The following is a 23,977-nucleotide window of genomic DNA, read 5'->3' as shown; positions in this document are numbered from 1 at the left end:
GCCGCATGGAAATCCCTTAGTGAAATCTTTGGCGATGGCGTCGAGTTCGGCGTCGATCAGTGCCAGTTCTTGGCAGGTGCCGGTAGCGGATCGCGAGCCGCTTGAGCACCGTCGCGGTGCTGGTCAGGGGCCCGGACGGTGCCCCGGCGGGCCGTGTTTTCTCCAGGGCGGCCATCAGGGCCGGGCTCGTCATTTCCCGGTATTTGACGCGGATGGATTCCGGTGCGGTTATTAGGAGGGTCTTGACCTGGGCCATTACGGCTACCCGGGCCGCATGGCGGTGGTATGCTGTGCGCGCAGTACGCGCAGGGATTCCACGGCACTGTCGCGGGATTTGGGGATGGTGGCGGCGCGGCCGGCGAGTACGGATTCGGAGGCCTGGTAGGCATCGAGCGGGTCGGATCTTCCCTGCATCCGGCGTGCCTGCCGGTTGGGGCGCATGACTTCGACAACGTGAATGCCCTTACGGGTAAGCACGCGGGAAAGTTCGGCGCCATAGCTGCCCGTTCCCTCCACGCCTGAGGCAACGACAGGACCGAAACCGGTGATGAAGTCGATGATCCCTTGGTAGCCGGCTCCCGCGGCCGGGAATTCCCTGGCGGCCAGATGCTGCCCGGTGTCGGTGATGACACCGACGTGGTGGGTATCGGCGTGAGTGTCGATCCCGGCGATGACTTTCAGATGTTCCTTTGCCATGATGAAACTGCCCTGACCTTTGCGTGTGATGAGAAAAGGGCACGCCGGCCGGGTGGGCAGACAAGACAGTAATGGGACTCTTCGGAACAGGCTCCTGACTTGTTCCATTGGTGGTGGGATGCTGCGGGATCTGCAGTCTTGTAGCGTCCAGGGTGTCAGCCGGCACAGGTCCGCAAGCTCCTTGCCGCCCGTATCGAACGGGTTGGCTCACTGATAGCGTGCCGCGCCGCTGAGACCCGCCCGGGGCGTGGCTCGACAGAGGCATGCAAACACTTCAAGTCAGGTGCCCGCCACGGGTGATCCATCACCGACATCGGCGAAAGGAACCCGGACATGATCGTTATCGGCATCGACCCTCATAAATCCTCCACTACCGCCTCAGCCATCGATCCCACGGGTTGTCAGCTCGCGGTGCGGCGTTTCGTGGTCAACGCAGGCACGGCCAAGCAACTGCTGGGATGGGCCGCGCAATGGTCCGAACGCAGATTCGTTATCGAGGGCGCCAACGGTCTCGGCCGCCGAATTGCCCAGATCCTGGTGGCCGGCGGGGAATCCGTGGTCGATGTCCCCTCGACACTGGCCATGAAGGTCAGGGTTCTTTCGACCGGCGGTGGCCGTAAGAGCGACCCGGCAGATGCGTTCGCCGTCGCTGTCACTGCACTCCGTCAGGAGCGTCTGCGCCCAGTCGCTGCCGAAAACCAGAGCACAATTCTGCGCCTGCTGGCCGAGCGTCGCGAAGACCTCGGCCACGAACGCGTCCGGCTGCTCAACCGCCTGCACCGGCTGCTGCGCGAGCTGATACCCGGAGGAGTTGAGCCCGGCCTTAGCGCCGAAAAGGCTGCCGCCGCGATGCGTACCATCCGGCCGGCAACAGCCACCGACGCGGTCAGACGCGAACTCGCCAGGGAATTGCTGGCGGATCTGCGGCGCATCGACGCCGGCATCAAAAACAACGAAGTACAAACCCGCGACGCCCTGGCCGAGTCCGCCACGACACTGCAGGAAATCCCAGGAGTCGGGGTCGTCCTCGCGGCGAAACTCCTCGGCCAAGTCGGGGACATCACCAGATTCCCCAGCGCCTCTCACTTCGCCAGCTACACCGGAACAGCACCTCTGGACGCCTCCAGCGGCCAACAAAACCGCCACAGACTCAACACCGGAGGCAACCGGCAGCTCAATTCCGTGCTGCACACCATGGCCGTCTGCCAAAGCCGTGACCCCGACCAGGCCGGGAGTACTACCTGAAGAAAACGGCCGAAGGAAAAACACCCCGCGAAGCCCGCAGGGCACTTAAACGACGCCTCTCCAATGTCCTCTACAGGCGGATCCTGCACGATCACCACCAAGCCCAAAAACTGGCGGCTTGACACACAGAGGCGCTATAAGGTCATGTCCACCTGACCGCCGCGTTGACTGCAGTTGTGTTTCGGTGGACAGATCATTGTCACGACAAACCCTCACAAGGGCGCCAGCTACACTTCGAGCCACACCGCAACACAGATCTCAGCGCGGGTCGGACCGCGCATCTTACACGAGCTGGGAAAACCACCAGGATCCTGGAAGACGGCCACCGGCGTGCACTACATCGCCGCGCGGGGTAGTCGCGGGGTAGTAGCGTCAGTATGACGCCGTTATGCGTTCCCACACTTCGTCAGCGTCGAGATCAAGGCCCAGTTTTTTGACGTTCTGCTGCACTAGGAGACGCCCGGTATGGGAGAGGTGGGCGTGCATAGCGGCCGCTGCCGCTTCTCCATCGCCCCGGGTGATGGCATCAATGATCGGATCGTGCTCATGTGCAATGTCCACGAGGGTGCGGTCCACGCCCGCTGTTGACGCGCCAAGTATCCGCGTTGACGCTCGCAGCCGGTTGATTATTTCCCGTATTCGGTGGTTCCCGGAGGCTTGGATGATGAGGTCGTGGAAGCGCTGATCGTGCTGGAAGAACCGCGTCTCGTCGTCCGTGGGCATGGCGTCGAGCATCTGCGCCATTTCTTGACGGAGCGCCAGGACGAGTGGTTCTGAGGCGTTCAGCGCTGCCCGGCGTGCGGAGGGGACCTCCAGCGCCAGTCGGACGGCGAATATTTCTGCCACGTCTTCCGGGCGGGGCTGAACGATCCGGAACCCTTTATTGCGTTCAAACCGAACCAGGCCGGCCTCCTCCAGACGCAGCATGGCGTCACGGACTGGGGATCGGGAGATGTCGAAGGTCTCCGCAAGTTGGTACACCGAATACAGCTCGCCAGGCTTCATCTCCCCGGACATGACCGCGGCTCGCACTCTATTCATGACTTTGCCAGTGAGTGAGGTCTCGGGTTCTCCCAAGGGTTCGAACGAAAGATCGTGCCGTGCCATGAATTCACCCTATCCCAGTGGATGAGCTCGCCTGGGTGTCGGGCAGGAGAGGCCTGGGCGACTTTTTCGCGCTCATGTCCAAACGGATTTCTTCGCATGTCGCATGTAGCATGTTACAGTTAGCCTGATCACAATGGAGTGACCGCCTTCGGCGGCCAGACGAAACAGAGGGAACATGCAGAAAGCTGGCAACCCCGCCCAGCCGGTTCCGTTGGAAACAAGCGAACTGACTGAGGTCGAAAAGAAACACACCATGCGGAAGGTGACGTGGAGACTCGTCCCGCTGCTCATCATCGGCTATTTCATCAGTTACATCGACCGGGTAAATATCTCGTTCGCGAAGTTTGGCTTCGAAGACGATTTCAACATGGATGCCGCCACCTATGGCTTCGCTGCTGGCATCTTCTTTCTTGGCTATATCCTCGCCGAGGTACCCAGCAACATCTTCATGGTCCGCTTCGGTGCCCGTAAATGGCTGGCCCGCATCATGATCTCCTGGGGCATTGTGGGTGCTTTGACGGCGGCCGCTTGGAATTCGGAGTCGGTAATCGTTTTGCGCTTCCTCCTGGGCATCGCGGAGGCAGGCTTCTTCCCCGGCATCATCCTGTATCTGACCTATTGGTACCCCAACCGTGAGCGCGCCAAGGTCGTTGCGACGGTTATGATGGCCATCCCGATCGCCGGCTTGGTCGGTGGACCGCTGAACGGCTGGATCCTCGATACCTTCGGGGGTCTCCTTGGACTGGATGCGTGGCGGTGGATCTTCCTCGTGGGAGGCGTGCCCGCCGTCGTTCTTGGCATCGTCTTCCTCTTCACGCTCTCGGATTCCCCGGCGAAGGCCAAATGGTTGACTGATCGGCAGCGGACCTGGATAGCATCAACGATTGCGGCGGAGGACGCCACTCGCAGCCACACTGCCCCTAAGGGCCATTGGGCTGCACTCAAAAACAAGAGGGTCCTGGTCCTCGCCGCCGTTTACTTCCTGCTGCAGTGCGGCTCTTACCCACTGATTTACTGGCTGCCGTCGGTGATTAAGGGTGTGGGAACGGGCTTCGATGCAACGACCATTGGCTGGCTGAGCGCGATTCCGTTCCTCGCAGCGGCGATCTGCATGTACGTCGTGGGAAAGACGCTCTCAACGCGCCGCCCGTCGCCGCCGCTCATCATCGCCTTGGCGATTTCTACGATCGCGTTCGCTGCAACTGCCCTCCTGCTGGGCTCAGCACCAATGCTCGCTTTCCTTGCTGTCATAGTCGCCACCATGGCGATCCAGACATCGAAACCTCTCTTCTGGAACCTGCCCACTTCATTCTTGGCCGGCGTCGGCGCCGCCAGCGGCATCGCACTGATCAACTCGCTGGGTAATGCTGCCGGCTTCTTCAGCCCCTTAGCCTTCGGCTGGATTCAGGATGCGACCGGAAGTTCTGCCGTTTCGATCACGGTAATGGTCGCCACCAATGGCCTGGCTGCGCTTGTCGTGGTCGCGCTCATGCTGTTCGGCCGCCGGAAGGCGGCCGGGACACCGGCGGAAAAATAGCCACCCCTGCAACGCGTTTGGTGACGGCCTGGAGGACCAGGCCGTCGCCGCACCCTAGGAGAAGATATGACTCTCGTCGCCCTACGTGAAGATCTCACCACACGCGTGGCCTACGTTTCGGACGCCTCGATCTACCGGCGCGTGCCCGCCGCCGTGGTTGAACCCTCCTCTGTGGAGGAGATCCGCGATGCTTTGCGCATCGCAACAGAACGAGGCTGGCCCGTCACATGCCGCGGGGGCGGCACCTCGGTGGCAGGAAACGCCATCGGTGATGGCCTCATCATCGACACGAGCCGGTATTTCAATCAGATCCTGTCCATCGACCCCGAAGCCCGCACAGCCCGGATCCGGCCTGGCGTCGTGTGCGATACGCTGCGCGACGCGGCCGAAGCGTTCGGCCTTACCTACGGGCCCGACCCCTCAACGCACTCGCGCTGCACGGTCGGCGGGATCTTCGCCAATAACGCCTGCGGTTCCCACTCCGTTGCCTGGGGAACAGCGGCGGACAACATCGTCTCCCTCAAACTCATGCTTGCAGACGGGCGCGAGATCGAAATCGGCGCTGACTACTGCAGCGACCCGGTTATCGAGAACCAGCTCAAACGGCTCCGCGACAAACACTTGGGCATCCTGCGGACTGAACTGGGCCAATTCGCCCGCCAGGTATCCGGGTACGGGCTTCACCATTTGCTTCCCGAGAACGGATTCAACGTCGCCCGCGCCATGGCCGGGACCGAAGGGACCTGCGGGGTCATCACGGAGTTGACGGTCCGGCTCGTCGAGCGCCCACGGGCCACCGCGTTGGCCGTGCTGGGATTCTCCGATGTCTTCGCCGCCGCGGCCGCAGCGCCACTTCTGCGGCAGCCCGGCGTGTACACAGTCGAGGGAATGGGAGCTGACCTCCTGGCCGCCCTGCGGTCACGGGCCGGCCAGGCCACGGCAGGAGCTGAACTGCCCGACGGCGGGGGCTGGCTTTACGTGGAGGTCGGCGGGGACACCCCCGGGGACGCCGGTGACGCCGCCGGGGCCCTGGTCGGCGAACTGGCCCGGGACGGGCGAATCGTCGACTCCGTCGTCGTGACGGAGCACAAGCAGGCACGTGCTTTGTGGCGGATTCGCGAAGCCAGCGCCGGAATCGTGACTCGTCTTCCCGACGGCGGTGAGGCCTGGCCGGGATGGGAGGATTCCGCTGTGCCGCCGGAGCATTTGGCGGACTACCTTCGCGACCTGTACAAAATCCTGGACTCCCACGGGCTGCGCGGAATACCGTTCGGCCACTTCGGCGAAGGCTGCGTGCACATTCGCATTGACTTCAGTCTCGGGTCAGATGAAGGCGTCCTGGGCTACCGGAAGTTCATTGAGGAAGCGGCCACCCTCGTAGCCCGATATGGGGGGTCCGTCTCCGGCGAACACGGTGATGGGCGCGCACGTTCAGAATTGCTGCCGTTGATGTACTCAGCCGAAGCACTGGCAGCTTTCGCACAGTTCAAGAACATTTTTGACAAAGAGAACTTCTTCAACCCCGGCGTTCTCGTCGACCCGGAACCGCTGGATCAGGGCATCCGCCCCGGCCCGGGAAACCGCACCTTCGAGCTCACTCCCGTGCACGCCTTCAGCCATGACGGCGGATCATTCGCAGGCGCCACAAACCGCTGCGTCGGAGTGGGCCTCTGCCGATCCGACGTCGGTTCCATGTGCCCCTCCTACCAGGTGACCCGGGACGAGGTGCATTCCACCCGTGGTCGGGCGCGCGCGCTGGGAGAGATGCTGCGCGGGGAATCGGTAACTGACGGCTGGCGATCCAAGGAAACCTTGGAGGCACTGGATTTGTGCCTGTCCTGCAAGGCCTGCTCCACGGAATGTCCCGTCAACGTGGACATGTCCACCTACAAGGCCGAATTCCTGCATCACCACTACAAGGGCCGTATCCGCCCCATGGCCCACTATGCGATGGGATGGCTGCCCCTGACATCGCGTCTGTTGGAGGCTGCCCCTGGGGCCGCCCGGTTCGCCAACTGGATCCTCGGGTTCCGCCCGGTGGAAGAACTGGTAAAGCGTCTCGCCGGCATCGAACCCAATCGCCGCATGATCCACTTCGCACCCCAAACCCTGCGAAAGTGGTTCAAAAAGCGGGAAGCCTCGGTGACGCCCTCGGTGGATCCGGACCAACCCACCGTGATGCTCTGGCCCGACACCTTCAACAACTTCAACTCACCCGGCGTCGGCCAGGCCGCCGTCGAGGTACTGGAGGCACTGGGATACCGCGTGGTTCTCCCTGACGGACAGGTGTGCTGCGGTTTGACGTGGCACTCGACCGGGCAACTGGACATGGCCAAGCGGGTCATTACCCAGACACTGAATGCGCTGGGGCCTGCCTTGGACGCAAACATGCCGGTCATCGGGCTCGAGCCCTCCTGCACCGTCATGCTCGCGGACGAGATCACCGAACTGCTCCCGGACGATCCCCGGGCCGCGAAGCTGGCCAGTCAGGTAGTGACGCTGGCGGACATCGTGGCGACCCATGAGGGGCCATGGCCGTTCGGCGAAATCAACATCAAGGCCATCTCTCAAGTGCATTGCCATCAGGAAGCCAAAGGGTCCTACGACCCTGACAAAGCGGTGCTGCAAAAGCTCGGCGTGGACACAGACATCATTGGTTCCGGCTGCTGCGGACTCGCAGGAAACTTTGGTTTCGAGCCTGGACACTGGGACGTCTCGCAGGCACTAGGTGAACGCGAGCTCTTTCCCAAGGTGCGGGGCAAAGACGGGGACACAATCGTTCTGGCCGACGGATTCTCCTGCCGGACCCAAGTGATACAGGGCACCGGAGCGGAAGCCAGTCACCTTGCCGAAGTTTTGAAACTTGCCCTGGACCAGAAGGCCGCCCACCACGAATAAACCGCCGCACCAGGGAAAGACTCCGTAGAAGGACAGCTCCTGCCCTGAGGCGGTATCGACAGACCATTCCTGGCACGGGCGACCCGACCTGAAGAAGAGGAAAGAAACAACGATACATACATCGGGATCCAACGACCCTGCGGCAGCACTGCGATGCTTTCCACATTCGAGGGAGCAGACGGACAAATCACTGAAACGAGCACCATTTCCAGCAGGGCAAGTGGAACCGTACAAGGCGATCCTCAAAAAAGTGCTGGGCATGTCATCGGGGACACGCTCGTGGCTCACGGGATCAAGGGGGTGCACGTCGTCCCGGGGGAGAGTTTCCTCGATGTCCTAGACGAATTGCACGGCGCCTGGATCGAAACGATCGTCTGGTCAGGTTCGGGTGAGGTACGCCTGACAAGCCGAACGGCCAATATAGGGAATCGAAGGGTCGCTGGGATCAGGCCACGCAAGTAGGGCGGCTCTACTTTTTTGGACCCTTATGTGAGGCCGGACCAGGTGTAGGCGAGCTTGTGAATGTGCAGGTAGGTGTAGGTGTGTGTCGCGGCCACGTTTTCGATGGAGCGGAGTCGTGATCCTACAAAGTCGGCAAGGTCGGCTTTATCGCGGCATGTCACTTCGAGCATCAAATCGTGGGGGCCGCTGGTTGTGAGGACCATACCGACTTCCGGGAGTTCATGTAGCTTTTCGGCTACTGCGCGGATGTTCCCGGCCACCTTTACGCCGATGCCGGCCTGGACCTGGCGGTGTGATACGAGGGGGTTCACGATGGTGTTGATGTGCAGAACGCCTGATTCCCGAAGTCGCAGTACCCGGCGCCGGGCGCTGGGGTAGGTCATTCCTGCGATGGAGGCCAGATCGGTGTAGGAAGCTCGTCCGTCTTCTCTGAGAGCGCGGATGATAGCCAGGTCGGCTTCGTCCAGTGTGGCAGGTGTCTGCATAGTTCCGGGGCTGAGGCGGCGGGCTCCGCCCAGCCCTGTCGGGGAGGATTCGTCGTAGACATATTTGTCGAACGACAGGTACAGGAATGTACGGCATTGCTGGACGCCGGGAACGGCGCGGATGGAGTCCAGTACTTCGAGCAGCTCGTCGTCGTCCCTGCAGACGACTTCGACCAGGATGTCGAACTCCCCGGCTGTTGAGACGACGAAGTCGGCGGCTGGGAATTCTGCGAGTTTTTCTGCGACAGCCCTAGCCGATGTGGAGACGTTGATTGCGACGAGGGCGAAGGTTTCAAAGCCCAGCACCTCGGGGGAGACACTTCCGACGACCTTGATGACGCCGGCCCTTTCTAGGCGGTCGATGCGGTGCCGTATCGCCTCCCCGGAGAGGTTCACTTCGTTCCCCATGTCGGAGAACGTCGCTCGGCCGTCCTCCCGCAGGAGATCGATGAGGGCAGAATCCACGGGGTCGAGCGTGATAGTAGGGCGTTCGGGCCGTATTCGCGCTGGCGCTGTTGTCACTGTCGTCTCCCTGGAATAGTCCAATAAAATTAGGCTCCAGTGAAAATATATCAAGTAATGAAGTGCGGGTGCAGAAGATTCCTAAGTCTCCTGCACCCGCAGATCACACCGCTGTCCTTAGGCTGACGTGCCAATCCGGATGACGGAGGTTTTTGACTGGGTGTAGTGCTCCACGGCTTGGGGGCCGAGTTCGCGACCAAAACCTGATGCTTTCATGCCGCCAAAGGGGAGCGTGGGGTGGAAGACGCCATAGGTGTTGACCCAGACTGTTCCCGCTTCGATCTTTCGGGTGAGGCGGTGGATGCGGGATACGTCCCGGCTCCAGATTCCGGCGGCGAGACCGTATTGGGTGGCGTTGGCTTTTGTGATGGCGTCTTGTTCATTAGTGAAGGTGTCCACGGCGAGGACGGGGCCGAATACTTCTTCGCTGGTGACCGGATGCCCGTCGGGGATGTCGGCGATGATCGTTGGTGCGATGAAATACCCGCGGCGGGGGAGTTCCAGGTCGCTGGTGATTACGGTTGCGCCTGCTTTCTTGGCGGAGTGAATGAAGGCGTTGACTTTGTGGAGCTGCGCGTCGGAGATGACCGGGCCGATGTCGGTTCCGCCGGTGAGCGAGTGTCCCACAGTCAGCTTCGCGGTTCGCTCCTGCAGGGCTGCGATGAAGTCGTCCTTGATATTTTCCTGTACGAGGACCCTGCTTCCTGCTATGCAGACCTGTCCTGCGTTGGTCCATATGCCGGCCATGACCCCTTCTACTGCTGCATCCAGGTCGGCGTCGTCGAAGACGAGTTGGGCGCTTTTGCCGCCCAACTCCACAGTTGCCGGGGTAAGAGTTTCTGCGGCTGCACGCAGAACGGCCTTCCCTGTGGCCGTGGATCCGGTGAAGGCGATCTTATTGATGTCGGCCGATGCGGTGAGCGCTTCGCCTGCCGCGCGTCCGCCGGTGACGACATTGAAGACTCCTGCGGGTAGGCCTGCGTCGTGTGCGAGGCCGGCGAGGTAAACGCTGGAGACTGAGGCAAGTTCGGAGGGCTTGGCTACTACGGTGTTGCCGAAGGCAAGCGCCGGCGCGACTTTGTAGGTCAGGATGGGCAACGGGTAGTTCCAGGGCGTGATTGCTACGCAGACGCCCAGCGGTTCCCGGGTTGTGGTGGCAAAGTACTCCCGAGGGGCTGGGACGACGGTGCCGGCGGCTTTGGTGCACCAGCCGGCGAAGTAGCGCACCACTGCGGCTGCTTCTGCGATGTCGAGCCGGGCTTCTGCCAGGGGTTTACCGGTGTCCCGCGCTTCGATCTCGGTGAGTATTTCCGCGTCACGATCGATGAGGTCCGCGAGCCGGAACAGGATGCGTTCCCTGTCTTCGGGGTCCAGCTCGGACCAGCGTCCGTCCGCGAAGGCTGCCTGGGCTGCCTGCACGGCCGCTGCAGCGTCTTCCCGGCCGGATTCTGCCAGTAGCCCCATGGGTTCACCGGTGCCCGGATCGATGATGTTCAGGTACTGGCCGGTGCTCGGTGGCCGTACTGCCCCGTCGATGAAGTTTTCGACGGGGTAGTCGAAGATGGCCTGGGCGGCGGTGGGGGCTGCTGTCTGGGGTTGGGCAGTGAGACCAGTGTTCATGCTCGTGTTCCTTCCAGTTCCTTTTTTGCGGCGGAGAGGGCTTCGATCAGCACGTCCACGCCTTCCTGCAGGAGGTCCTGTTCAATGACCAGCGGCGGGAGCAGCCGGATCACGTTGCCGAAGGTGCCCGTGACCAGGACGAGCACGCCTTGTTCATGGCAGAGGCGAGCGGCAGTCCGCGCCAGTTCGACCGCGGGTGTCTTCGTCCCCGGTTCAACCAGTTCAATCGCGATCATGGCGCCACGGCCACGGATGTCCCCGATTGGGGACCCTTGTTGCTTCTGGGCGGCCTGGAAGCGGCTTATTGCCGTTTCCCCGATTTTCCTGGCCGCTTCCAACAGGTTGCCTTCTTCGATTTCCCTGATTGCGGCCAAAGCTGCGGCGCAGGCTGCCGGGTTGCCGCCGTAGGTGCCGCCCAGCCCTCCTGGCTGCACGGCGTCCATGAGTTCGGCGCGGCCGGTCACGGCGGACAGCGGAAGGCCTCCGCCGACACCTTTTCCGATCGCGACCAGGTCCGGAACGATCTGTTCGTGTTCGGAGGCGAACCAGTGGCCTGTGCGGCCGGACCCGCTCTGTACTTCATCTGCGATGAGGAGGATGCCGTTGGCGCGGGCGAAGGATTGCAGGGCAGTGAGGTATCCAGGGGCGGGAACGATGAACCCGCCCTCGCCTTGGAGAGGTTCGACAACGATGCCAGCGACCTCTGAGGCGCCGATACGGGATTCGATGGCGCTGATCACCTGGGCTGCTGCTTCTTCACCGCTGAGGCCATCCCGGTAGGGATACGATGCCGGGACACGGTGGATTTCGCTGGCCAGGGGCCCGAACCCGAGTTTAAACGGCGCAGCTTTAGCGGTCATGGCCAGCGTGAGGTTGGTGCGGCCGTGATAGGCGTGCTCCAGCACGACGATCGCCTGGCGTCCTGTGGCTTTTCGGGCGACCTTCACAGCGTTTTCGACAGCTTCGGAACCGGAGTTGAAAAGGGCACTGCGTTTCGGGTGGGTTCCTGGAGTGATGCTGTTGAGCTTTTCGCAGACTTCCACGTAGCCCTCGTAGGGGGTGACGAAGAAGGCGGTGTGGGTAAATGCGTTGATTTGCCGGGCTACTGCGTCGACCACTTTGGGGTTGGAGTTGCCCACGGTGGAGACACCGACGCCGGAGATCAGGTCGATGAGCTGGTTGCCGTCGGCGTCGACGAGGATTCCGCCGCCCGCTGCTGTGACATAGACCGGGAGGACGGACGGGATCGCGGTGGTGACGGCTTCGCTTCGGCGGGCGTGGAGTTCCCTGGATTTGGGGCCCGGAATTTCTGTCCGGAGGAGGCGGGCCTGTTCGATGCCGGGGCCTCCGAGGTGTGTAGTCACTTCTGTTGTCCTGTCTTGGGCCGTGGTTACCACTGGACCGCGAGGTATTTGGTTTCGAGGAATTCGTGGATGCCGTGGTGGCCGCCTTCGCGGCCGATACCGCTTTGGCGTACGCCGCCGAACGGCGCTGCGGGGTCGGAGAAGATTCCGGTGTTTACACCGATCATGCCTGCGTGGACGCGTTCGGCGACGCGCAGGGCGCGGGCAAGGTCTGCACTGAAGATGTATGCCCCGAGGCCCATTTCGGTGGCGTTGGCCATCGCGACGACGTGCTCTTCGTCACTGAATCCGACGATTGGGGCGACCGGCCCGAAGAGTTCGTGGTCCAGGATTGCGGCGTCGGGTGCGACGTCGGTGAGTACCGTGGGCGGGAAGTAGTAGCCGGTGCCGTCGGGAACATCGGTGGCGGTGATGCGGCGGGCTCCGGCGTCTAGTGCCTGCGCCACGGCTTCCTCCAGTCCTTCCAAGGCTGCTTTGCTGGCCATGGGGCCGACTTCCGAGGTCGGTTCTTGTCCGGGTCCGAGGCGGAGCGCTCCCATGGCATCGGCGAACTTTGCGGTGAATTCTTCGCGGACGGCGTCGTGGACGTAGAAGCGGTTCGCGGCGGTGCACGCTTCCGCGTTGTGCCGCATCTTGGCCGTCATCGCGGAGGCGACGGCCTTGTCGACGTCTGCATCCTCGAACACGATGAACGGGGCGTTGCCGCCCAGTTCCATTCCTGTGTTCATGACGCGGTGGCTTGCCTGGGCCAGGAGCTGCCGGCCAACGGCTGTGGATCCAGTGAAGGAAAGCATCCGCGCCGGGCTGTTGTCGATGAGTTCGGCGATGACTGCCTTGTCCCGGCGGGTGGGGATGACGTTCACAACCCCGGCCGGGACGCCTGCCTGGCCCAGCAGTTCAGCGACCCGCAGCGCAGTCAGCGGCGTCTGGTTGGAGGGTTTGACGACGACGGTGCATCCTGCGGCGAGGGCGGGTGCGACCTTGCGGGTGATCATGGCCGCGGGGAGGTTCCAGGGCGTGATGGCTAGGACGACGCCGACTGGCTGGGAGATTTCCATGATGCGCCGGGCACCCGTGGGGGATTCGCGCAGTGATCCGGGCAGGCGCACGGCTTCTTCACTGAACCAGCGGAAGAATTCGGCGGCGTAGTCTGCTTCCGCTAGTGCGTCAGCGCGGGTTTTCCCGTTTTCGGCAACGATGAGATCGGCGAGCTCATCGCGGTGGGCGGTCAGGATTTCGAAGCTTGAGCGGAGGATTTCTGCCCGTTCACGGGGGGATTTCTCTCCCCACGGCCCGAGTGCTGCCTCTGCTGCCGCGGCGGCGGCGAGGCCGTCGGCGACCGATGCGTTGGCGACGTCGATGATGGTTTTTCCGGTTGCGGGGTCTTCGACCGGGAAGACTGCGGCGTCGGAGGCCGGGCGGAAGGTGCCGTTGATGTAGAGCCCGGACGGGCCAGAGTACGAGAGCATGCTTTTCCTTTTGATTGTGAAGACGCCGGCCCGCGAAACGGGGAGCCAGGGCTTCGCTGGAAGATGTGGTCAGGCGGGCTGGTGTTCGGCGACGATGCCGGGGATCTTGTCCTCAAGGGACAGGAAGGCTTCGGCGCCGAAGTCAGCGACGATGTCTGTGCCGTTAATCCAGTGGGAATCGGCGGTGGTGAGGAACCAGGCGATATTGGCGATTTCAGCGGGGGTGCCGGCCCGGCCGGACCGCTTGACGATGGGGTCGAGCTCTTCGGCACCCATGGATTCGTAGAAGGAGTCCAGCAGCGGTGTTTGGACCGGTCCGGGGCTGACGGAGTTGACCCGAAGGTGTCCGAAGTACTTTTGGGAGGCCAGGATGGTCCAGACCACCACTGCCTCCTTGGCCCGGTTGTAGGCGAGGTAACCGTCAGTTTCTGCCAGATTCAGCTGCTTCAAGGCAGTCTCCACGTCGGGGGCCTTGATGAGCGCAGCGACCTCGCCGAGGTGGTCCCGCCAGTACCAGCCGGAGGTGGAGGCTACGTTGACCACAGAGCCGCCGGTGACAATTTTTCCTGAGATCTTTTCAGTGAGCTCCCGGATCCCCAGGAAGTTCACGGCCAGTACTGTATGTGCTCCGGCAGTACCGGCGACGCCGGCAACGTTGCACAGCACGTCGATGCCCTCCGGAAGAGTGTTCACGGCGGCGGTGATGGAAGCAGAGTCCGCGAGGTCCACGGTTATGGTTTGAACGTCCTGGGTTGAGGGATTCCGGTCCAGGACGATGACGTTGTCGCCGTTGTCCAGGAATTTCTGTACGGTCGCCAAGCCGATGCCTGATGAGCCGCCGGTGATAACTACGGTGCGGGGTGTCATTTATTTCTCCAAACGTGAGGTGGCCTGGGGCCTGGCTAGTAGACGTGGATGTGTTGCTGGACCCTCCGGCCCAGGGCACGGTTTCCGCGGACCGCCAGCAGTGGGGCCGCTTCGGCGGGAGTGACGCGGCGGGTTCCCCAGAGGATGAAAGCATCGGCGTCGGTGATGATGGTGGCGGCGACTTTCCTGTCGTCGCCTTGCTCGGCTTTGACGTGTCCGTCATGGGTGCGGCTCAGGACCCAGGAGCTTCCTCCGAGGCCGCTGAGGAAGATCCGGACCGGTTCGTTCAGGACGGCGGCCAGCGCTTTGGGCGACATTTGGGGCAATCCGGCCATCAGCCATGTGATGGAGGGTTCCAGGAATTCCCGCATGGCGGGAATGACTGCGTTTTCCAGTGGTCCTCGCGGTTCGGACAGGTCGTGGCGCAGGTGGCAGTAGTGGTCGAAGACCAGGGAGTCGGCGACCAGGTGTGCCGGGTATTTGCCGGCGTTGTCGAAGTCGATGAGGATGTCACGGCTTGCCGTTGCTTGCATCTGCCGCAGTTCTGACAGGGCCGCGGGCAGCACCCGGCGGTAGTTCTCCATGGTTTGGGCGGGGGTCTGGTTCCGGAAGTGTTCTACGTGGTGGTCGTTGGTCGCTTCGATGTCGCCGCTGACACCTTGTGGAAGCGTGTCCGGTTCGGTGACTTCACGCAGTGTTGCGGTGAGGTGAATGATGACGTCGTGCACTGACCAGCCGGGGCAGGCGCTGGGCTTGTTCCAGTCTTCCGGGCTGATTCTTTCGGCCAGTGCCAGGACGTAGTCGCTGAGCCGTTCAAGGGCGGCAACAGCGGTCTCGGTCATGTCAGGCTTCCTTCGGGCAGTGGCTGGAGGAGTTCGGTGTTGTGCTGGCCCAGGTCCGGTACGGGGCCGGGGCGCGCTGCCTTGCCGTTGAAGACGAGGGGGGTGCGGGGGAGGAGCAGCGGGCCGCCGTCCTGGTGTGCGGCGCGGGGGTCCTCAAGGGGAGTGAAGAGGTTCCGGTGCGCCAGCTGGGGGCAGTTGCGGACGTCCTGGATGGTTTGCACTGCCCCGGCTGGTTGCCCTGCCTCCCGCAGGCTGGCCGTCGCATCGTCCCTGGAGAGGTTGCGTTCCGCTGCCCATTCCTCGAGCGCCGGGATGATGTGGGTCTTCATGTTCCGGGCGCGTTTGAGGACCGTGTCCAGTTCGGGATGGGCGGCAAGGTCTGGCTGTTCCATGGCGTTGCAGCAGCGCAGCCACATTTCGTCGGTGGGGATCACGATGGAGATCCATCCTCCGTCGGCGGCCCGGAAGGCTCCGACAGGACTGAAGTCGTCAGCTCCGCGGGTTGCTAACGCTCCGGTGAATTCGTGCAGCGTCAATGGACGTTCCAGCAGTGCTGCTCCGACGTCATACATTGCAGTATCGACGTGGCAGCCCTGCCCGCTGATGGCACGCCCGGCGAGGCCGGTCATGATGCCCAGGGCACCCCAGATCCCGGCGAGGAGGTCCATGGTGGACATCGGGGCCAGGCCTGGCGGGGCGTCCGCGGAGGGGCCGATGAGGCTGCTCAGCCCGCTCATTGCCTGAATGACTGAGTCAAAGGCCGGCCACGTGGCGTACGGTCCGCCGGAGACTCCGAAGCCGGTAATTTCACAGATCACCAATCGGGGGAACTGATCACGCAGCGCTGCCGTGTCCCAGCCCTGCCGGGCCAGGGCCCCGGGGCGGACGTTGGAGACCAGCACATCTGCTGTGGCCAGGAGCTGGGAGAACTGTTCCTTGTCATCGGGGGAACCGAGGTCAAGAGTGATGGACTTCTTGCCCCGGTTATAGGAGGCGAAACCGCCGCTGATGTAGTCCTTGTCGGTACCTTTGCGCGGTTCGTAGCTGCGGCGGGGATCCCCCGTGCCGGGGCGTTCGATCTTGATGACTTCAGCTCCTGCGTCAGCAAGGATCGAGGTGCAGTAGGGGCCGGCGATGTACTGTTCAAGCGACAGTACGCGGATGCCTTCGAGAAGGCCTGGTGTTTCGGTCATGACTGTCCTTCTGTGTTGGCCCTGGATGCGGTCCAGACGACGGGCATCCAGGAAAGTACTGTGACGGGTTCAGTGCCGGGTCGCATCGCGCAGGCCTCGACCCGGTAGGCGGCGACGCTTCCCTGGTGTTGGTCGATGCTGTCCACGAGGGTGGCGGTGAAGCTGAGGAGGTCGTTTTCGTAGACCGGGGCCAGGTGGTCGCAGGAATGCCAGCCCAGAACGGTCCCTATTGAGGGGTCGACGCGGGTCAGCGACGCCTGGGCCAGGCCGACGGTATGTCCGCCGTACACCAGCCGCTGGCCTTGCTGGCCGCGACGGGAATCCCGGTGGGCGGCAGCAAGGTTTTGGGTCAGCCGGACGAGCGTCTGGGCTTCGGTGACCGGCTCCGTGAGAGGGTCCACAACAGGCGTTCCCGGTTCGGGGAGGACGCCTTGGGGCAGTCCGTCAAGGTTCCAGCCCCGGGGCAGAAGCGCGGAGTACGGGGCAAGGTCCAGGGTGTCCTCCGCGGTGCCTGTTTCGCCTGCTTCGGCCATGGAAACCCGGTCATGGACCGGGATGAGGGCGAGGCGTTCGAAGTCGGCGACGACGTTCCCGTTTTCATCCCTGGTTGTCATGCCGAGGAGGACTTTGGCCCGCTCCCCGCCGGCGCCCGGACGGGCCAGTTTCGCCGCTTTCGGGGTAACAGTTGTCTCAAGCGTTGTTCCCACCGGGACCTGGCGGAGAATCCGGACATTGCGGTAGAAGAGGTTCGCGATGACCCGGCGGGTCGCTACGGTGGACTGTCCGATGGCGACCTGCAGGACCAGTGCCGGGTTGGCGAGCCGGTCCATACCGGTCACCTGCCGGGACAGCGGCGCGCTCATGGGCAGGCGCATCGCGTCGCCGGTGATCGCCTGGTACTGGCCGGCAATTCCGGCATCAATGGTGATAGCCGGTGCCGTGGGCAGGGGGACGCCTATGCTCAGTTCGTCGGCGAAAGGTTCCCGGACGCTCATCGGCTGCCTCCTGCCATGCGGACGGCCGTCCGTGCGCGGTCGATGACCGGGGCGTCGACCATCTGGCCCCGGAAGTTGAAGGCCCCGTCCAGGGGGTGGCTGTGGCCGAGTTCGGCGAGCAGTTCCTCGGCCCAGCGCAGGAAGGCCGGGGCGGGTGCGAAGGCCTTATTTACCGTGTCGATCTGCGAGGGGTGGATGCAGAGCTTTCCGGCGAAGCCCAGCTCGGCTTCCCGGCCGGCCTGATGCTGAAGCGCGTCGTTGTCGCTGAAGTCCGCGTTGGGGCCGGCGATAGCCCATTTGCCTGAGGCCGCGGCTGCGTTGATCAGCCGCGCTTTAGCCCACGTTGTGTCGGTGATGCGCAGCGAGCCGCTGGTGGCCATCGTCGCAAGGTAGTCATACTCGCCGAACATGAGTCCGATGACGCGCGGGTCAGCTGCCATTTCGGAGGCCTGTTCTACGCCTTTGGCGGTCTCGATCATGGCGATCAGGGGCATGTGTGGAAGCCGGTCAGCGGCGGTGTTGACGGTTTCGGTGCTGGCCATGGGGATGATGGCAGGGATCTGGTAGTCCGCTGTTGTCCATTGGTCCAGCGCCGCCGCGTCGCAGGCAAATTCGTCCGTGCCCGGGGAGTTGACCCTCAGCCAGGCGCGGGGCCCGTTCCGTTGACCGGTGATCGCGGTGAGGCTCCGGCCACTGAAAAAGGCCAGCGTAAGCTCGCGGCTGGTGTGTTTGAATGCCGCGGATACCCCGTCTTCCCAGTCGATCATGATTACGTCGGCGGCTGAGGTTGCCGCCTTGTCCAGGAACCTCTGGGATGACCCTGGTACCGCCAGGACGCTGCGCCCGTGAGACATCGTTGTCTTCTCCTTTTCCATGATGTGAACTAGCGGGTGCGGAACGCCGACAGGTCGGTGTCGGGGGCGATGGCTGAGAGGATCTCGTAGCCGACATGTGCTGCGGCGATGCCGGTGATATCTGCGTGGTCGTAGGCGGGGGAGACCTCCACAATGTCTGCTCCAACGACGTTCAGGGTCTTCAGCGCCCGCAGCATTGTCAGCAGTTCCCTGCTGGTCAGGCCGCCGGATTCGGGGGTGCCCGTGCCGGGGGCGAACGCGGGGTCGAGGACGTCGATATCGACGCTGGCGTACACCGGCCGTGTTCCGACACGTGCCCTGAGTTTTTCCACGGCACCCTGGACCCCGGCGAGTTCGATTTCCTCGCAGCGGACGGTGGCAAATCCCAGTGCCCTGTCATCATCCATGTCACCGAGGCTGTAGAGCCCGCCGCGGGTCCCGATGTGCAGGCAGGCTTCCTGGTCCAACAGGCCTTCTTCGGAGGCCCTGCGGAACGGTGTGCCGTGCAGGACGGGGGCGTTGAAGTAGGTATCCCAGGTGTCCAGATGCGCATCGAAGTGGATTACTGCGATCGGTCCGTGCACTGCGTGCAGTGCCCGCAACGCAGGCAAAGCGATGCTATGGTCCCCACCGAGCACCAGGAAGCGCTTGGACCGTTCGAGAACGTCGCGCATCCCCATCTCTATGGACCTGATGGCGTCGTCGATGTTGAAGGGGTTGACGCCGAGATCCCCGAAGTCGGCCACCTGCTGGCTCTGGAACGGCCAGGTGTCCGCTTCCGGATTGAACGGCCGCAGAAGCTTGGAGGCGCTTCGGATATGTGCGGGGCCGAACCGGGCACCGGGGCGGAAGCTGACGCCCGCATCGTAGGGCACGCCCACAACCGCTACTTCGATGTCAGACACCTCGCCGGGGGTGGGAAGAGAAGCGAAAGTCGCAGGGCCCGCGAATCGGGGGACCTTGGTGAAATCAGGCTGACCGGTGACAGACCCGGTCTCGATACGGGGAATCAGGGGAAAAGTCGAGCTCATACAACTTGCTCCGTCGCTTAGGTCAAAAGAAGGGCTTTAATCAATTATTAGGGCAGTGCTTGGGTTATCTGTCAAGAAACTGGTTAAGAACTTGAAAATTGTTCATACCCAGTGTGTTGATTCTGTGTTGGCGGGGTCGGCGCGGCGTCGTGAGGTACCCGGAGCTTGTTTTGGAGGAAGGCACGGATGCGGCGCGCGGCGTCCTCGATTTCGGCGGCGGGTGGAAGAAAAACAAATCGGAAGTATTGCTCGCCGAACCAGTTGAAGGCACTGCCGTGCGCGATGAGCAACTTTTGGTCATGGAGCAGGTCCACGGAGAAGGCCTCATCGCTGACAAAGTCGTAGTATTCCGGGTCTATCCGGACGAAGAGGTACATGGCTCCGTTCGCCGGTGAACAGCTAAGGCCGGGGATATCGTTCAGGAGTTTGTGTGCGAGGTCCCTTTGGATGCGGAGCCTGCCTGCCGGTGCCACCAGGTCCTCGATGCTTTGGTGACCGCCGAGTGCGGTCTGGATGGCGTGCTGTGCGGGGACGTTGGGGCACAGACGCAGTGATGCCAGCAGTTCAAGGCCTTCCCGGTATGAGGCCGTGGCGGACCGCGGCCCGGTGATGACGAACCATCCCGAGCGGTACCCGGGCATGCGGTAGGCCTTCGACAGACCGCTGAAGGTGACGCAGCAGAGATCCTCGGCGAAGGCGGCGGTATGGAAATGATCACCTTCGAAGATCACCTTCTCGTAGATTTCGTCGGAGAAAAGAACGAGGTCGTGCTTGCGCGCCAGTGCCGCGAGGCCGACCAGAATGTGCTCGGGATAGACCGCCCCTGTGGGGTTGTTGGGGTTGATGATGACAATGGCACGCGTCTTGGGATTGATCTTGTTTTCGATGTCTGCCAGGTCCGGATGCCAGCCCTGCCGGGGATCACAGAGGTAGTGGCGCGGGACGCCGCCGGCCAAACCGACGGCGGCAGTCCATAACGGGAAATCCGGGGAGGGGACGAGGACTTCGTCACCGTTTTCGAGCAGGGCCTGGAGCGTCAGGGGAATCAGTTCGCTGACGCCGTTGCCGATAAAGACGTCTTCAACCTGGACGTTTCGCAGGCCCCGGTTCTGGTAGTGCTGCGCTACGGCCGTCCTCGCGGAGAAGAGGCCTTGGGACTCGCTGTATCCCTGTGCCTGGGGCAGGTGATGGATGACGTCCAGGACTATTGCTTCCGGTGCTGCGAACCCAAACGGGGCGGGATCACCCAAATTCATGTTGAGAATGCGATGACCCCGGGCTTCCAGTTCTCTTGCAGCTCTTGGGACATCGCCCCGCAGTTCGTAACGGACGTCCGCCAGCTTCGATGACTGGAGCACCGGCCTCACGGTGTGCTTCCCGTCTGGGTATCCTGCAGGTGGTTCGGAGCAATCCATAGCTCATGGTCCTCAGCCTTTTCGACAAGCTGACGGGTCGCTGTCCCGCTCGACACCACCCAGGCGATGGATTCGTCGGCTGTGGCCGTTTCCACCACGCCCTGCTGGATAACCAGTCCATGCTGGACAACGTAGGCCTCGCCTCCAAGGATCGAACCCCAGTCCTCGACCCTGACAAGCCGCGCAGACAACGCCTCCGGCCCGCTTACCCAAACAGAGAACTTCGGTTTGGCTCCAAAAGGGGACCTTCTCATTTTCCAGACCTTCCAACTGCCAATTTGTGGATTTAGATCATAAGTTTGCCTCCTTACATGATTTTTGTACATCTAGGAAGATAAAAGCAAGGTATCTGCTCAGCGCAAGCGGCAGGTGGCCGTAACGGCAAGATGTCAACGGCGGGCCGACGCCTCGGCCCATCCGTCAGTACGCGCGTGACCCGCTGGCCAAATGCATGTTCATGGTCATGGAAGAAAACTTGGCTTTTGTTCGTTGCATGTCACCTTGACCCCGGGTATTGTTAACTCCATCACGTATTCACGGGGGTTTCCCCCTAGACAGGATTGAAGCACTGATGAATCTTCCCCAGACCCAGGAACATAAGGTACGGCTGGCTGCCAAGACTGTGGTTGCGTCAGGCGTTGTGGAACTCGAGCTGACCTCGGAAGACGGCAGCGACCTCCCTTATTGGGGCCCCGGCGCCCACATCGATGTGGTGCTGCCGTCCGGCACGGTCCGCCAGTACTCTCTTTGCGGTAATCCCGGAACGGCAACCACATATGTGGTCTCCGTCCTTCTGGACGAGAAGGGCAGGGGCGGATCAAAGGAAATCCACGCCGACCTGGAAATCGGGTCGGTCCTGACCATCCGGGGCCCACGGAATCACTTCCCCCTGGGCGACCATGACTCCTACCTTTTCCTGGCCGGCGGAATCGGCATCACACCCATCCTGGCGATGGCACGCCAGGTTTCCGCTGCGGGCAAGCCTTGGCGCCTTGTATACGGAGGCCGGAGCCTTGACACGATGGCGTACCTTTCGGAGATCGAGGCTCTCGAAGGCGGCAGCATCGACATTGTTCCGGCCGACACCAGGGGCATCCCGGACATCAAGGGCGCGCTTGAAGCCGCCGGCAATGCCCACGTCTACACCTGCGGGCCCGAACCCATGCTGAGGGCGGTCGAGGAGCTCACCACCGCAATCCTGGGCAAGGACCATCTGCACCTTGAGCGGTTTGGCGCCGATCCAAACGCAACCATCGACACTGCGGGGGACGACAGCTTTGAAGTCGAACTTGCCGCTACGGGCAAGACCCTGACCGTGGGCGCCAACCAGCGGCTGATCGACGTGGTACGCAGCGTTGTCCCCAATGTCCCGTTCTCCTGTGAGGAAGGGTTCTGTGGATCATGCGAAACGGGAGTCCTGATGGGCATCCCCTTGCACCGGGACCAGATCCTGACGGAAGAAGAGCGCGCCTGCAACGACACCATGATGATCTGCGTCGGCCGCTCCAAGACCCCGAAGCTGACCCTGGACATCTAGCAGCCCCTGAAAGGCGAAACAGACAATGACGACTGCCCCCGAAACCCTGGACTTCACACTGGCCGACCCTGCTCTCTGGGCTGACGGGCCCGCCGTGAAGGAGTTGGAGTACCTGCGGAAGAACCAGCCACTGTCCTGGCACCCGGAACCTCCCACCGAATGGTTCCCCGAAGGTGGACGCGGTTTCTGGTCCCTCGTGCGGCATGAGGATGTGCAGGCGGCCAGCAAGGACCAGGAAACCTTTTCCTCAGGCCTGGGAACTGAAATGATCGACATGCCTCTGGAAATGACCCGCGTCTACGGGGGAATGCTGAACATGACAGGGGACGAGCACGCCCGGCACCGGGCCATCGTCAGCCGGGTATTCACCCCTCGGACCCTCGGCCAGCTCGCACCCCGGATTCAAGCGCACGCACAGCGGTGCATCAGCCGGATCAAGGATCGGGCAGAGTTCGATTTCGTGGAAGACCTCGTGGGCGATTTTCCCGCCCAAATCATCTGCGACCTTATGGGGGTTCCGGCAGAGGACCGCCCGGAGTTGATCCGTCGAACCGGTATCGCCCTGGCCGGCAACGGCACCGCCGAATCTTACGAAACCATGAAGCAGATTGTCGACTACGCCAGCGGCCTCGCGACCGCCGCTGAAGATGGCATTTCCGAGGAGGCCGGCCTGCTGAAGAAGCTCATCGAGGCCGAGGTCGACGGACAACGCCTGAGCAATGAGGAAGTTGGCATTTTCCTGGCACTGCTGCTGACGGCGGGAATAGAAACAACGGCGACCAGTATCGGCCAGGGCTTTCTGGCGATGTCTTTGTACCCGGAGCAGCGCAAGGCCTGGGCCAGCGACTTTGACGCCCTGGCCCCTAAAGCCGTGGAGGAACTGGTCCGCTGGGTGACCCCGGTAATGCACTTTCGCCGGACGGCCACCAAAGACGTCGAACTCCACGGCCAGACCATCCGTGAAGGCGACAAGGTCATCCTCTGGTACACCTCCGCCAATCGCGACGCCACTGTCTTCGAGGACCCCGAGCGGCTGGACTTCGCACGCGAATCCGCCTCCCCCCACGTTGCCTTCGGCGGAGGAGGACCCCACTTTTGCCTTGGCGCCCAATTGGCACGCCTGGAAATCAGCATCTTCTTCAAAGAACTGTTTCAGGCCCTCCCCAATGTGGCCGTGAGCGGAGACCCCGTCCGGCTGCACTCCAACTTCGTCAACGGACTGGCCCACCTTCCCTGCGTCACACAGCAGTCCTGACCTTAGAAATACCCCGGTGTGGACAGTCCAGGAGACGGACATGAAGAGAATGCAGACCACACACACAAGCGAGGGCCTTGTAGTCCGAACCCGCGTCGCGATGACGGCCGCAACCGGAACCCTCTGCCCTTTCACCGGGTGGTGGTCTTCAACCCATGTCGATGGCGCGCCAGTTGCCTACCTCTGGAAGGGCGAAGTCATGCCAGGGTATTCCGGACACCCCGTGGAATGGCAGCTGGAAAAATCCGATCCCGGCGCTCGCCTCCTTTCCGACATGGACGATCGCGCCCATACGGTAAGGCTGTTTTAAACACCGGCGTGTCCGGATAGAACGGCTAACCGCTGGGCCGGTCCAGACAGGGTCAGCCCAGCGGCAAACCCGTCATCAGCCCTGCCGCCAGACCACTAAACGGGCAGGTGGCAGGCCGCGGCACCTTCCGAGAAGTTGGACACCTCATCCCGCTCTTTCGTCCACCCACCGGCGGTTTCCCCTCACTGGTCAAGCACTGCACGTTTCCTTTGCCGTTGACTGGGGGACGGCAAGGACCCAAAAACCGGCTTCAAGCACGACAGCGGCGACACG

General features: G+C 62.6%; 19 protein-coding genes. 5 read left to right on the top strand and 14 right to left on the bottom strand.

Annotated features, from left to right (window positions below; genetic code table 11):
- Window positions 1-261 precede the first annotated feature (261 nt).
- Complete coding sequence (locus AC6JAM_RS20115) at window positions 262-696, bottom strand: IS110 family transposase (protein ID WP_497935696.1); 435 nt, start codon at window positions 694-696, stop codon at window positions 262-264.
- A 333-nt stretch (window positions 697-1,029) separates the two neighbouring features.
- Between AC6JAM_RS20115 and AC6JAM_RS20110 the strand changes: the two genes are divergently transcribed.
- Window positions 1,030-1,941 carry an IS110 family RNA-guided transposase gene (locus AC6JAM_RS20110; RefSeq protein WP_497935694.1) on the top strand — a complete coding sequence of 304 codons (912 nt, stop codon included), beginning with the start codon at window positions 1,030-1,032 and terminating at the stop codon, window positions 1,939-1,941.
- 372 nt (window positions 1,942-2,313) lie between these two features.
- Here the strand turns inward: AC6JAM_RS20110 and AC6JAM_RS20105 are convergent, their stop codons facing one another.
- Window positions 2,314-3,048, bottom strand: a complete 735-nt coding sequence (locus AC6JAM_RS20105; protein ID WP_497935693.1) for a GntR family transcriptional regulator — start codon at window positions 3,046-3,048, stop codon at window positions 2,314-2,316.
- Window positions 3,049-3,223: 175 nt separating this feature from the next.
- On the opposite strand from AC6JAM_RS20105, the gene AC6JAM_RS20100 reads away from it, so the two are divergent.
- Together AC6JAM_RS20100 and AC6JAM_RS20095 are read left to right on the top strand one after the other, a co-directional pair.
- Window positions 3,224-4,585, top strand: coding sequence for an MFS transporter (locus AC6JAM_RS20100; protein WP_497935691.1), 1,362 nt, complete (start codon window positions 3,224-3,226; stop codon window positions 4,583-4,585).
- A 66-nt stretch (window positions 4,586-4,651) separates the two neighbouring features.
- Window positions 4,652-7,483, top strand: coding sequence for an FAD-binding and (Fe-S)-binding domain-containing protein (locus AC6JAM_RS20095; RefSeq protein ID WP_497935689.1), 2,832 nt, complete (start codon window positions 4,652-4,654; stop codon window positions 7,481-7,483).
- 485 nt (window positions 7,484-7,968) lie between these two features.
- Here AC6JAM_RS20095 and AC6JAM_RS20090 read toward each other — a convergent pair whose 3' ends face one another.
- The 12 genes from AC6JAM_RS20090 to AC6JAM_RS20035 form a co-directional block, all read right to left on the bottom strand.
- On the bottom strand, window positions 7,969-8,895 hold the full coding sequence (locus AC6JAM_RS20090) for an Lrp/AsnC family transcriptional regulator (protein WP_497935688.1): 927 nt from the start codon (window positions 8,893-8,895) through the stop codon (window positions 7,969-7,971).
- 174 nt (window positions 8,896-9,069) lie between these two features.
- Entirely contained in the window at window positions 9,070-10,572 is a 1,503-nt protein-coding gene (locus AC6JAM_RS20085) for an aldehyde dehydrogenase family protein (protein WP_497935687.1), read from the bottom strand.
- The gene (gabT, locus tag AC6JAM_RS20080; RefSeq protein ID WP_497935686.1) at window positions 10,569-11,936 is read right to left on the bottom strand and encodes a 4-aminobutyrate--2-oxoglutarate transaminase; all 1,368 of its coding nucleotides are present in this window, start codon (window positions 11,934-11,936) and stop codon (window positions 10,569-10,571) included. The genes AC6JAM_RS20085 and gabT overlap by 4 nt, the downstream gene beginning before the upstream one ends.
- A gap of 26 nt (window positions 11,937-11,962) precedes the next feature.
- On the bottom strand, window positions 11,963-13,405 hold the full coding sequence (locus AC6JAM_RS20075; RefSeq protein ID WP_497935685.1) for an NAD-dependent succinate-semialdehyde dehydrogenase: 1,443 nt from the start codon (window positions 13,403-13,405) through the stop codon (window positions 11,963-11,965).
- A 69-nt stretch (window positions 13,406-13,474) separates the two neighbouring features.
- Window positions 13,475-14,272, bottom strand: a complete 798-nt coding sequence (locus AC6JAM_RS20070) for an SDR family oxidoreductase (RefSeq protein ID WP_497935684.1) — start codon at window positions 14,270-14,272, stop codon at window positions 13,475-13,477.
- Window positions 14,273-14,307: 35 nt separating this feature from the next.
- A complete protein-coding gene (locus AC6JAM_RS20065; protein WP_497935682.1) occupies window positions 14,308-15,114 on the bottom strand; it encodes a maleylpyruvate isomerase family mycothiol-dependent enzyme in 807 nt (268 codons plus the stop codon).
- On the bottom strand, window positions 15,111-16,307 hold the full coding sequence (locus AC6JAM_RS20060; RefSeq protein ID WP_497935680.1) for a CaiB/BaiF CoA transferase family protein: 1,197 nt from the start codon (window positions 16,305-16,307) through the stop codon (window positions 15,111-15,113). Before AC6JAM_RS20060 ends, AC6JAM_RS20065 begins: the two co-directional genes overlap by 4 nt.
- Complete coding sequence (locus AC6JAM_RS20055) at window positions 16,304-17,302, bottom strand: hotdog family protein (protein WP_497935679.1); 999 nt, start codon at window positions 17,300-17,302, stop codon at window positions 16,304-16,306. The genes AC6JAM_RS20060 and AC6JAM_RS20055 overlap by 4 nt, the downstream gene beginning before the upstream one ends.
- A complete protein-coding gene (locus AC6JAM_RS20050; protein WP_497935677.1) occupies window positions 17,299-18,156 on the bottom strand; it encodes an HpcH/HpaI aldolase/citrate lyase family protein in 858 nt (285 codons plus the stop codon). Before AC6JAM_RS20050 ends, AC6JAM_RS20055 begins: the two co-directional genes overlap by 4 nt.
- A gap of 29 nt (window positions 18,157-18,185) precedes the next feature.
- On the bottom strand, window positions 18,186-19,187 hold the full coding sequence (gene speB / locus AC6JAM_RS20045; protein ID WP_497935676.1) for an agmatinase: 1,002 nt from the start codon (window positions 19,185-19,187) through the stop codon (window positions 18,186-18,188).
- An 83-nt stretch (window positions 19,188-19,270) separates the two neighbouring features.
- Entirely contained in the window at window positions 19,271-20,554 is a 1,284-nt protein-coding gene (locus AC6JAM_RS20040; RefSeq protein ID WP_497935675.1) for a pyridoxal phosphate-dependent aminotransferase, read from the bottom strand.
- Complete coding sequence (locus tag AC6JAM_RS20035) at window positions 20,551-20,856, bottom strand: hypothetical protein (protein ID WP_497935673.1); 306 nt, start codon at window positions 20,854-20,856, stop codon at window positions 20,551-20,553. The genes AC6JAM_RS20040 and AC6JAM_RS20035 overlap by 4 nt, the downstream gene beginning before the upstream one ends.
- 317 nt (window positions 20,857-21,173) lie before the next feature.
- On the opposite strand from AC6JAM_RS20035, the gene AC6JAM_RS20030 reads away from it, so the two are divergent.
- Together AC6JAM_RS20030 and AC6JAM_RS20025 are read left to right on the top strand one after the other, a co-directional pair.
- On the top strand, window positions 21,174-22,139 hold the full coding sequence (locus AC6JAM_RS20030) for a PDR/VanB family oxidoreductase (RefSeq protein ID WP_497935672.1): 966 nt from the start codon (window positions 21,174-21,176) through the stop codon (window positions 22,137-22,139).
- Window positions 22,140-22,164: 25 nt separating this feature from the next.
- Window positions 22,165-23,394 carry a cytochrome P450 gene (locus AC6JAM_RS20025; RefSeq protein WP_497935670.1) on the top strand — a complete coding sequence of 410 codons (1,230 nt, stop codon included), beginning with the start codon at window positions 22,165-22,167 and terminating at the stop codon, window positions 23,392-23,394.
- Window positions 23,395-23,977 lie beyond the last annotated feature (583 nt).

This window comes from Arthrobacter sp. GmRoot5-12, from assembly GCF_059739365.1.
The sequence above is the reverse complement of the archived record's forward strand: the minus strand, read 5'-3'. Positions and strand labels throughout refer to the sequence as shown.

What these genes read in the sequence shown, in the direction of transcription:
- AC6JAM_RS20095 (WP_497935689.1), top strand. Translation starts at nt 4,652, where the DNA reads ATGACTCTCGTCGCCCTACGTGAAGATCTCACCACACGCGTGGCCTAC.
- AC6JAM_RS20060 (WP_497935680.1), bottom strand. Translation starts at nt 16,307, where the DNA reads ATGACCGAAACACCAGGCCTTCTCGAAGGCATCCGCGTACTGTCGCTT.
- AC6JAM_RS20055 (WP_497935679.1), bottom strand. Translation starts at nt 17,302, where the DNA reads ATGAGCGTCCGGGAACCTTTCGCCGACGAACTGAGCATAGGCGTCCCC.
- AC6JAM_RS20025 (WP_497935670.1), top strand. Translation starts at nt 22,165, where the DNA reads ATGACGACTGCCCCCGAAACCCTGGACTTCACACTGGCCGACCCTGCT.
- AC6JAM_RS20100 (WP_497935691.1), top strand. Translation starts at nt 3,224, where the DNA reads ATGCAGAAAGCTGGCAACCCCGCCCAGCCGGTTCCGTTGGAAACAAGC.
- AC6JAM_RS20035 (WP_497935673.1), bottom strand. Translation starts at nt 20,856, where the DNA reads ATGAGAAGGTCCCCTTTTGGAGCCAAACCGAAGTTCTCTGTTTGGGTA.
- AC6JAM_RS20110 (WP_497935694.1), top strand. Translation starts at nt 1,030, where the DNA reads ATGATCGTTATCGGCATCGACCCTCATAAATCCTCCACTACCGCCTCA.
- AC6JAM_RS20105 (WP_497935693.1), bottom strand. Translation starts at nt 3,048, where the DNA reads ATGGCACGGCACGATCTTTCGTTCGAACCCTTGGGAGAACCCGAGACC.
- AC6JAM_RS20050 (WP_497935677.1), bottom strand. Translation starts at nt 18,156, where the DNA reads ATGTCTCACGGGCGCAGCGTCCTGGCGGTACCAGGGTCATCCCAGAGG.
- AC6JAM_RS20070 (WP_497935684.1), bottom strand. Translation starts at nt 14,272, where the DNA reads ATGACACCCCGCACCGTAGTTATCACCGGCGGCTCATCAGGCATCGGC.
- AC6JAM_RS20030 (WP_497935672.1), top strand. Translation starts at nt 21,174, where the DNA reads ATGAATCTTCCCCAGACCCAGGAACATAAGGTACGGCTGGCTGCCAAG.
- AC6JAM_RS20115 (WP_497935696.1), bottom strand. Translation starts at nt 696, where the DNA reads ATGGCAAAGGAACATCTGAAAGTCATCGCCGGGATCGACACTCACGCC.
- AC6JAM_RS20085 (WP_497935687.1), bottom strand. Translation starts at nt 10,572, where the DNA reads ATGAACACTGGTCTCACTGCCCAACCCCAGACAGCAGCCCCCACCGCC.
- AC6JAM_RS20075 (WP_497935685.1), bottom strand. Translation starts at nt 13,405, where the DNA reads ATGCTCTCGTACTCTGGCCCGTCCGGGCTCTACATCAACGGCACCTTC.
- speB (WP_497935676.1), bottom strand. Translation starts at nt 19,187, where the DNA reads ATGAGCTCGACTTTTCCCCTGATTCCCCGTATCGAGACCGGGTCTGTC.
- AC6JAM_RS20065 (WP_497935682.1), bottom strand. Translation starts at nt 15,114, where the DNA reads ATGACCGAGACCGCTGTTGCCGCCCTTGAACGGCTCAGCGACTACGTC.